General features: G+C 53.5%; 11 protein-coding genes. 6 read left to right on the forward strand and 5 right to left on the reverse strand.

What is annotated here, in order from left to right:
- The first annotated feature begins 251 nt into the window (after positions 1-251).
- From QNK41_RS18170 to QNK41_RS18195, 6 genes are all read left to right on the forward strand, one after another.
- The gene (locus QNK41_RS18170) at positions 252-1,214 is read left to right on the forward strand and encodes a 3'-5' exoribonuclease YhaM family protein (RefSeq protein ID WP_319259715.1); all 963 of its coding nucleotides are present in this window, start codon (positions 252-254) and stop codon (positions 1,212-1,214) included.
- Between the two features lie 281 nt (positions 1,215-1,495).
- Complete coding sequence (gene tmk / locus QNK41_RS18175; RefSeq protein WP_319259718.1) at positions 1,496-2,149, forward strand: dTMP kinase; 654 nt, start codon at positions 1,496-1,498, stop codon at positions 2,147-2,149.
- Positions 2,150-2,284: 135 nt separating this feature from the next.
- Positions 2,285-4,567 (forward strand): cysteine--tRNA ligase, encoded by a 2,283-nt coding sequence (gene cysS, locus QNK41_RS18180; protein ID WP_319259722.1) that lies wholly within the window; start codon positions 2,285-2,287, stop codon positions 4,565-4,567.
- A gap of 111 nt (positions 4,568-4,678) precedes the next feature.
- The gene (locus QNK41_RS18185) at positions 4,679-5,698 is read left to right on the forward strand and encodes a hypothetical protein (RefSeq protein ID WP_319259725.1); all 1,020 of its coding nucleotides are present in this window, start codon (positions 4,679-4,681) and stop codon (positions 5,696-5,698) included.
- 184 nt (positions 5,699-5,882) lie between these two features.
- Positions 5,883-6,071, forward strand: a complete 189-nt coding sequence (locus QNK41_RS18190) for a ferredoxin (protein WP_319259728.1) — start codon at positions 5,883-5,885, stop codon at positions 6,069-6,071.
- Positions 6,072-6,178: 107 nt separating this feature from the next.
- A complete protein-coding gene (locus QNK41_RS18195) occupies positions 6,179-6,682 on the forward strand; it encodes a methylated-DNA--[protein]-cysteine S-methyltransferase (RefSeq protein ID WP_319259731.1) in 504 nt (167 codons plus the stop codon).
- Between the two features lie 109 nt (positions 6,683-6,791).
- Here QNK41_RS18195 and QNK41_RS18200 read toward each other — a convergent pair whose 3' ends face one another.
- From QNK41_RS18200 to QNK41_RS18220, 5 genes are all read right to left on the reverse strand, one after another.
- Positions 6,792-7,040, reverse strand: a complete 249-nt coding sequence (locus QNK41_RS18200; RefSeq protein WP_319259734.1) for a hypothetical protein — start codon at positions 7,038-7,040, stop codon at positions 6,792-6,794.
- 287 nt (positions 7,041-7,327) lie between these two features.
- Complete coding sequence (locus tag QNK41_RS18205) at positions 7,328-7,786, reverse strand: response regulator (RefSeq protein ID WP_319259737.1); 459 nt, start codon at positions 7,784-7,786, stop codon at positions 7,328-7,330.
- Between the two features lie 69 nt (positions 7,787-7,855).
- Positions 7,856-8,086 carry a KH domain-containing protein gene (locus tag QNK41_RS18210; protein WP_319259740.1) on the reverse strand — a complete coding sequence of 77 codons (231 nt, stop codon included), beginning with the start codon at positions 8,084-8,086 and terminating at the stop codon, positions 7,856-7,858.
- A gap of 104 nt (positions 8,087-8,190) precedes the next feature.
- Positions 8,191-8,616, reverse strand: coding sequence for a hypothetical protein (locus QNK41_RS18215; protein WP_319259743.1), 426 nt, complete (start codon positions 8,614-8,616; stop codon positions 8,191-8,193).
- Between the two features lie 160 nt (positions 8,617-8,776).
- Positions 8,777-9,105: hypothetical protein (locus tag QNK41_RS18220; RefSeq protein WP_319259746.1), on the reverse strand; the 329-nt coding region annotated here is incomplete at its 5' end.

The raw sequence follows: 9,105 nt of genomic DNA on the forward strand, positions 1-9,105 counted from the left end.
CATCCCCAGGTATTGACGGATTCGTAAAAAGTCACCGATCATGTCATTCCCGCGAAGGCGGGAATCTATAACTACCTGTTAATACTGGATCCCCGCCTTCGCGGGGACGACAACAAAACCGAAATTTCGACTTTTTACGAGGTCATCAATATTGTATTTTGGAATTTAATTAAAATTTGGTGTTTGCAGTTTGTTGTTTACGGCCTGCGCCTTTCCAACAGCACCGGTTTATCCGGGTTGAGGTGACACCGATGACCAAACGTTTTGTCTCTGAACTTGTTGCGGGCAGCGCCATTGACGAGGTGTTTCTGCTGGCCCAGCGCGCCATGGCCCATAAGAAAGACGGAAACCCATTTTTGAACGTAACCCTGTCGGATCGTACCGGCCAGGTAAAAGGGGTGGTGTGGGACCAGGTGGAGCGCATCGCTGCAGCTGTTGCCGAGGGTGATTTCGTGCATGTTCGGGCGCAGGTGGGCGAATACCGGAGCAGCCTTCAGCTGGTGGTCAAGGACATGGCCCGGGTGCCGGCAGACCAGGTGGATGCAGGGGATTTTCTGGCGACCACCACCCGTGACGTGGCCAAAATGTTTGACCGGCTCAAGGAGATGACCGCCCGGATGCAGACCCCGCATTTAAAGGCACTTTTTGAGGCCTTCTGGAGCGATGACGCGTTTGTGGCCGCCTACGTCCGGGCGCCGGCGGCCAAGCTCATGCACCACGCTTATATCGGCGGCCTATTGGAACATACCCTCTCCATGGCCATTTTGTCGGAAGCCATAGCCGCGCATTACAGCGGCGTGGACCGGGATATGCTGCTGGCTGGGGTGATTCTTCACGACGTGGGCAAGACCCGGGAATTGGAATATACCCGCCGCATCGACTACACGGATGAGGGTAGGCTGCTCAGCCATATCATCATCGGCCTGTCCATGCTGGATGAAAAACTGAAGCAGGTGCCGGCTTTTCCTGACGTCCAGGCCCAACTGCTCAAGCACATGATCGTCAGCCACCACGGCGAGCGGGCTTTCGGCTCCCCCGAGCCACCCAAAACCATCGAGGCGGTCCTGCTCAACTATATCGACGAGATGGATTCCCGGGTCAACAGCATTCGCGAATATGTGGCCAAGGATCTCTCGGACGGCTCCTGGACGCCTTATCACCGGCTCCTGGAGCGACATTTTTATAAAGGACCGGCAGACTCTGAGGCTGAGTGAGAATTTGGAACGACTGTTGTGATACGACCCGGTGCATGTGTATTGCGTGTTAAGTGTTAAGTGATGAAGCAAGGGTGGCCTATCGATTTCTAATTGGAATTAGACCCGATCTGCCCTTTCATACTTAAAAAAATCAGAAGAAATTGCATTCCAGACGGTTTCGTAAGAAGCTCGAGATCAAGGCTCGCGAATCCCGAGGAATGAGGCGTATTGGCCATACTCCGCATTGACGAGGGATGAAGCACAACGCCGATATCGGGCTTCTTACGGAACCGTCAATTATGTTCATTACCTTAGAAGGCATCGAGGGCTCGGGGAAAACCACCCAGATCCAAACCATGGCCCAATGGCTGACGGCGGCCGGCCATAGCTGCCTGACTACCCGGGAACCCGGCGGTACGCCCATTGGCGGTCAGATTCGTTCCGTCCTGCTCCACCCGGACAACAGCGATTTGGCGCCTACGGCCGAACTGCTGCTCTACGTGGCGGACCGGGTCCAGCATCTGGAAACGGTCGTGCGTCCGGCACTGGCAGCGGGCAAGGTGGTGGTCTGCGATCGCTATTTCGATGCCACCCTGGTCTACCAGGGCTATGCCCGGGGATTGAACAGAGACATGATTCGCCAACTGCACCAGCTGGCCTGCAAGGGCTTGACGCCCGATCTGACCCTGCTGCTTGACCTGGACCCACAAGCCGGACTGGCGCGTGCCTGGCGCCGGATCGATTCCGATACGGCCCATGTGATGGAGTCGCGCTTCGAAAAGGAAAAGCTGCTTTTCCACCAGCGCGTCAGGGCCGGATACCTGGATCTGGCGTGCCGGGAACCGCAGCGGTTTACCATCATCGATGCCGCCGCAGATGAGCGAGCGGTGCGTGCGCAGATTGAAAGCACGCTCGAGACTCATTTTAAGCGTCGACCATCGACCATCGAATGATGAAGTCGCTTCGCTCCGGCTGTTTATAAAGTTGGCAGAATACCTTATACAAAATTCAACGTTGGACGTTCGATGTTCGACGTTCATAGCTGTTTCGCCTTATGGTGACGGCCTTTATAGGTGGAACCCTTTGTCATGACCCACAGCATCCTGAATCATATCGGCAACACTCCTCTGGTGGAGATCCGGCGGCTGAATCCCAACCCGCATGTCCGCATACTGGCCAAGCTGGAGTACCTCAACCCCGGCGGTTCGATCAAGGACCGTCCGGCGTTATCCATGATCGAGGAAGGGGAACGCTCGGGCGAACTGAAACCAGGAAAAACCGTGATTGAGGCCACCAGCGGCAACACGGGTATCGGCCTGGCCATGGTCTGCTCGGTCAAGGGTTACCGGCTGCTGCTGGCTATGAGCGAAGCGGCCAGTGTGGAGCGTCAGCAGATCCTCCGGGCGCGCGGTGCGGAGATTCTGCTCACGCCAGGCCACTTAGGCACCGACGGTGCCATCGAGGAGGTATACCGCCTCGCGCGGGAGAACCCGGACACCTATTTCATGACCGACCAGTTCAACAACCCGGCCAACTGGATGGCCCACTACAACGGCACGGCTGTCGAATTGTGGGATCAGACCGGAGGCAGGCTGACCCACATGGTGGCCACCATTGGCACCTCGGGAACCCTGATGGGACTGTCCCGGCGGCTCAAGGAGTTCAACTCCGAAATCCGCATCATCGGCGTGGAGCCTTATCTGGGGCACCGGCTGCAGGGGCTGAAAAACATGAAGGAGGCCTATCAGCCGGAAATATTCGAAAAACGTTTGCTGGACGAGAAGGTCAATGTCGAAGATGAGCCGGCTTTTGAGATGACCCGGCGTCTGGCCCGTGAAGAGGGCATCATGGTGGGCATGAGCAGCGGAGCCGCCATGGTGGTGGCCGCCGAGGTCGCCCAGACGCTGGAGCAGGGAATACTGGTGGTGATTTTCCCCGACGGCGGTGAACGCTACCTGTCCACCCCGTTATTTGCCGTCCAGGAGAAAATCGACCTCAAGCTCTTCAACACCATGACCCGTCAAAAAGAGCTTTTTATGCCGGTGAATCCGGGGAAAGTCTCCATGTACGCCTGTGGCCCCACTGCCCATGCGCGCATGCACGTGGGGGAGGGGCGCCGTTTCGTCTTCTCGGACCTGCTGGCTCGCTACCTGGCCTATCGGGGGTACGCGGTCAAGCAGGTGATGAACATCACCGATCTGGACGACAAGACCATCGAGGGTTCCGAGCAGGCCGGCATGTCCCTGGAGGATTTCACCGGCATGCACATCGATTCTTTTCACAAGGATCTCGGTACCCTGGGCATCCAGCCGGCCGACCACTATCCCAAGGCCAGCCAACACACCGACGATATGGTGGACCTGGCCGAACGGCTGGTCAAAAAAGGCTATGCATACGAAAAACTGCGTTCCATCTATTTTGACATTTCACGATTCAAGACCTACGGCCAATTGTCGGGAATCGATCTTAACAAGATCCGCCTTGGCGCTACCGTGGACCTGGAAGACTACGAAAAGGACAACCCCCGCGATTTTACCCTGCTCAAGCGCATCCGGCTGTCGGAACTGAAGCGGGGCATCTACACCCGGACCGACTGGGGCAACATGCGGCCCTCATGGCATCTGCAGTGTGCAGCCATGTCCATGCGCTATCTGGGGGATTTCTTCGACATCCACTGTGCTGGCCGCGAACTGGTTTTCCCCCACCACGAGAACGAGATCGCCATCGCCGGGGCGTTGACGGGCAAAACCCTGGCCAAATACTGGGTTCACTGCGACCGCGTGCTGGTGGACGGCAAAAAAGTGGACGAAAAGGGTGACGCCTTAACTATCCAGACCCTGCTGGATATGGGGTTTACGGGACGGGAGCTCCGCTACTGGCTGATCTCGGTAAACTATCGCAAGCCGGTCCTGTTTTCGGTGGCGCGTCTGGAACGGGTGCGCAAGACGTTAAAGCGCCTGGATGCCTGCGTCCGGGCCCTGAAAAATGTCCATCGCGGAAATGCATACGGGGAACTGGATCAGCTGTGCTACGACATCAAAAATGGCTTTACCTGCGCCATGGACGATGACCTGAACATCTCCGCCGGCCTGGCTTCCCTATTCACCGTGGTCAAGCGCATCAACACCCTGATTTTAGATCATGGCATCGATGCCGCCGGGGCTGAAAAAGTACTGGAGACCCTGGCCCGCATCGATACCGTGGTCAATATCTTCGATTTTGAAGATGAAACGGATAACCCGCAGGTACAGCAATTGATGGCCGAACGGACACGTGCCCGGCAGGCCAGGGACTGGGCCCTTGCAGATCGGCTGCGGGATCAGTTGCTGGCAATGGGGGTGGTTCCCCGGGATGATAAGGCCGGTGGATAGATTGAAACCTCCACGCGGCAGGTGACGGGAAATGCGCTCGCTATCGCGGTTCAACCAAGGAATTGGATAAAAAAGAACATCGAACGTCCAACATCGAATGGTGAATGAAAAATGGATAACACCTTGACCCCCGCATACATGCCCTTCACCTATCTGTCGGAATCCACGGCGCGCATTCTGAATTCGTTAGTGGGACCGGTGGTGGTTTACCAGCCATTGAAGACGAGCATCCCCGAAAGCCTGGGTGTAATGGCATCACAGGGGCTCGTTGAGATCCGCACACCGATTACCCATGATGACGACCGGCTGCGTGCCGCTTTGTCGGAATTCATGGAGTGGGCGCGCATGAATCAGGGAAAATCCACCCCGGGTGCCGATTTTTTCAGCCAGCGACAAGGGGAAATTCCTTTTTTCGATGAAACCGCGGTCAACCGGATCCGTTCCGACATCAACCGGTATCGTCAATCCGATGGTCAGACGGATCACGAGACGGAAGACACCCAGGCCGAATTCAGCTCCCGACTGTTCCTGGCCCTGGCCCAGGAAAACGATCTGGCCACCGACCGCCTTGACGATGACCTCAACCGGTTCAAATCGTCTGAAAATGTTCTGCTGGACACCCTGAAGGATGCCGATGAAGTGGGGTTCGAGCGTCAGGCGTCCGGTACAGTGATCTGGCGGGACGATCCAGGTGCAACGCTGAGCGGGCAACGGATTCGCGCCTGGGCCGCCCTGGCCCTTGCCGATGCCGCGCAGCCGGATGTACTGGTCACCACCAGCCGCGCGGTGATCGATACCCTGCTGGAAACCCATGGCGAAGCGCTGCGTCTCGACCGGCTGGCTGACAGTCGACTTCCCATTCCACCGGCCGGCACGGCGCCGGTATTGGGTAAGCTGCTGGTTGATCTGGCCAACCGGGAATCCCTGGCATCGACTGACCTTTCTTCCATTGCGTCTCCAGCCGCCGATGCGGCATCCGGAACAACCGTCACCGTGACCCTTTTTGGCGCTGCCAATCGGACACCCGCCACCGTCATCCGGCGGATGGCTCCTGCAGCCCTTGCCCCGCAGGGAGAAAAACAAGAACCGAAATCGGTTTGTCACACCCTGATCATTCTGGTGGAAAGTTGATGTTGAGATCGGTGAAATGCCCAACTGGCGTGGAATTGAGGGGGATGTGGCGAGGCGCCGAAAAAAACGCCATCAGCGCTTGACTGGGTGTTTTATTTGGTATAAGCCCTTTTTCATTAAAAGAAAGCAGATGTTGATAATTGGATCAACACGCATAGAAAACTATTGAAAGGAGACTGTTAAGATGGCTTTTAACCCGATCGTTGACGAGGCAAAGTGTGTTGGCTGCGAAGAGTGTGTCGATGTTTGTCCCGTGGAAGTATTCGAGATGCAGGACGAAAAATCCGTCGCGGTAAACGCAGAAGAGTGTCTCGGCTGCGAAAGCTGCGTGGAAGTGTGCGAAGAGAGCGCCATTACCGTCGAAGAGACTTAATCATCGGCGATGCCAAAGACGTTCCAACCCCTGGCGGATCCCTCCGTCAGGGGTTTTTTTGTCCCCGCCGCATCCAGATCATTCATCAAAATTGCCGGGAGTAGGCCATGAACCGCTACCTGATCGTCGACACCGCTTTTGGCTACGGCGCCGTGGCCTTTTCCGCCGAACCGTTCAAACTGGTGGCGACCAGGCTTCCCGCATCCGATCTCGACGAACTGTGCCGGCCATTCGACGAGGCCTATTGGCGAATCGACAGCAACCACCCAACCGCACTTAAAATCGCTGCGGCCCTGGTCCGCTATTTCAATGGGGAATCGATCGAGATCCCCTGGCCGGTGATGGACCTTTCCCGTTTTACCCCCTCCCAACAGGCCGTGTACCGCATCGTGGCCAAGATTCCATACGGTGAAACCGCATCTTACGGTCAGGTGGCCCGGCTTGCCGGCCTGCCCCGTGCAGCCCGGTTTGTGGGCACCACCATGGCCAACAATGCTTATCCGGTTTTAATCCCCTGTCATCGGGTGATCAAAAGCGACGGGTCACCGGGGCTGTTTGGTGGCGGTGAGCCCTTGAAGGCCAGGATGCTGGCCCTGGAGAACGCCTTTTGACCGTTGAACCATGCTATCGAGCGCATTCATCGTCGCTTACGGCGGGGTTAGCGAGCGAACTGGACATCGATTTTCAATTGAAGACATAGCTGAAAGGAACACGTTACCATTAATTGGCAGGGTTGCAGGCATTTGCCTCAACAATCAGTTGGCTGGGTAGGCTGGATTTCATTTCTGTTTTATGAACCCAATCAATCTCCCTCCAAACGCCATCAACGTAAAATCTCGGTATGGTCGGGTCGGTGATGTCGATGATGTCAAGTTCTCCTTCCTTTGCGGCTTGAAAAATGCCGGGTTGGAGATCACTGGCTGTGTGCATCATCCCGTCGAAGAAGTGGATTAGGTAAATACTGCCCATTTTATTTTCCTTTGTATTCGGTAAATCAACAAGCAAGGATGGAAGCCCTGAATGGCTGATTGTGTGGCGCTTGGATCAAGCGGACGGGAACCCCAAGTCCCTCCGGAAATTAAATGTGACGGATTCGTAAAAAAGCCGATATCTGCGTTACGCTGCATCCCTCATCACTGCGGAGTACCGTAAGTACGCTGCCTACGGCACCCGCGATAGCGGTATTCTCGGGATTTGCAAGCCTTGATCTCGGCGTTTTTACAAATCCGTCGGGAATGCGACTATTTACGAGTCCATCAAATATATTTGAAGCTGATATCTTTGTCACCACTGGCCACGCATTCTATGGTGTATGTGTCCGTTGTAGATTCAAGAATGGATGATAAAGCGTTTCCCAAAGAATTCATTTGAATCGGTTTAAAGAGGGCATGACTGATTCCACTGCCCGTGAGCCGGGGAAGAATGCCATCCGGAGATTCTCCGGTAAGTGCGACGATTGGCAGGCAGGGCTTCAAAGCCTTGACGCGAAGCGCGAATTGCCAGCCGTTAATTATGGGCATGTTGATATCTGTCAGCACCAATTGAAAACCATCATCATGTTTTATGCAATTGAGCGCTTCGATCGCATGCCGTGCGGATGTTGGCTTATAACCGAGTTTTGACAGCATCAAGCAGACCAGATTCCTTATTAATTCTTCATCATCGACAACGAGAATGCTTGCTTTTGAATGCATCACCATGGGTTGGTCCTCCACCTGTCATCCTAAAAACGCTTTGGTTTAATTTTTTTGCCGTAAGATTTAAAGTGGATTATTGACTATAATTTACTCTATAATTTCTAGAATCATTCTTTTCTTAGCCTTTCCGGATGCTGCATTTAAAAGGGTACGCATGGCTTGAGCAGTTCGGCCATGCTTTCCGATAACTTTTCCCAGGTCTTCCTTGGCCACGTTCAATTCCAAGACAGCAGTACTGTTGCCTATCACTTCATTGACGGTTACTTTTTCTGGATAGTCAACCAACTCATGAGCGATAAATTGAATTAATTCCTTCATAACGAGCAACCCTTTCTGGAGTTTCCGAGTCGGAACAAGTTGGGCACTGAATTTCAGGCGGTATCAGGCGTGTACTTTATTAAAACATATGGATAAAAATGAACTCAACCCCGTGAAACAAAACGGGGTAGCCAGGCAGCGTTTTTTTCAGAATAAACATCCTCAGAGAAGTGCTCATTTTTTTGCAATCCCTGCTGTAAAGATAAAGCCTCATCTTTTTGGTCAACACAAAAAGGACTGGAACGAATCCCGACACTTCCCTGCTTGACCCAGATTCGAGCCATGAGGATGGTTTCCCCCTCCAGGCCAACAAGGCTGGGAAGTTTTATTACATAGGCAATGTCCCTGATCCTGAATTCAAAATAATAGGCAAAAGCGCTTAACGGATTGACAATCAGAATTATCTTTTGCGGGTCATTGGGATGTCCATGTGGCGACCCAGAGAAAGGAATGTGCGTTTTGTTCAGATCATTGACGTCATGAGCGCTTTCATTGACCCGTAGCGCATATGTTTCTTTATCAATAAGCATGTTCAACGATCTCCGGGTGTTCGTTCGATATTTCCTCTCAATTGGGCAATTTCAATACTCAAGCCCACACACGTCTTTCCGATCATGCACTTTTCGGCATCGTCATCCTCAAGATATGTTTTTAATGCGTGATTGGTTTTAATGATGTAAGATTGAAAGATCAGTACCAATTACTTTCCGGCTCGTACTTAAATTCGATACTTTCTTGACCACCCGCTTCGGTGGTATCGATTACCAATACCTGGCAAACAAATGATTTTTTTGATTTAACTGAAAACGACAGTCGCTTTTCCTTTGGATACTTGAAGATAATTTCCTCGGCAGGTTGCGATATAATGAAATTAAAGCATTGTTTACAATAGTAGCATTTATTCTCTTTAGCGTGGCATGAGTTTGTGTATCCGGCTATCTCTCCACAAAGTGGACATGTTTTTGAACGCAAGATGGTCCTCCAGCAGTTGGTTTTTCTTGGACGATAAATGACACTAT

The sequence above is a fragment of the Desulfosarcina sp. genome (assembly GCF_033791525.1).
In the GTDB taxonomy this organism is placed as follows: Bacteria; Desulfobacterota; Desulfobacteria; order Desulfobacterales; family Desulfosarcinaceae; genus Desulfosarcina.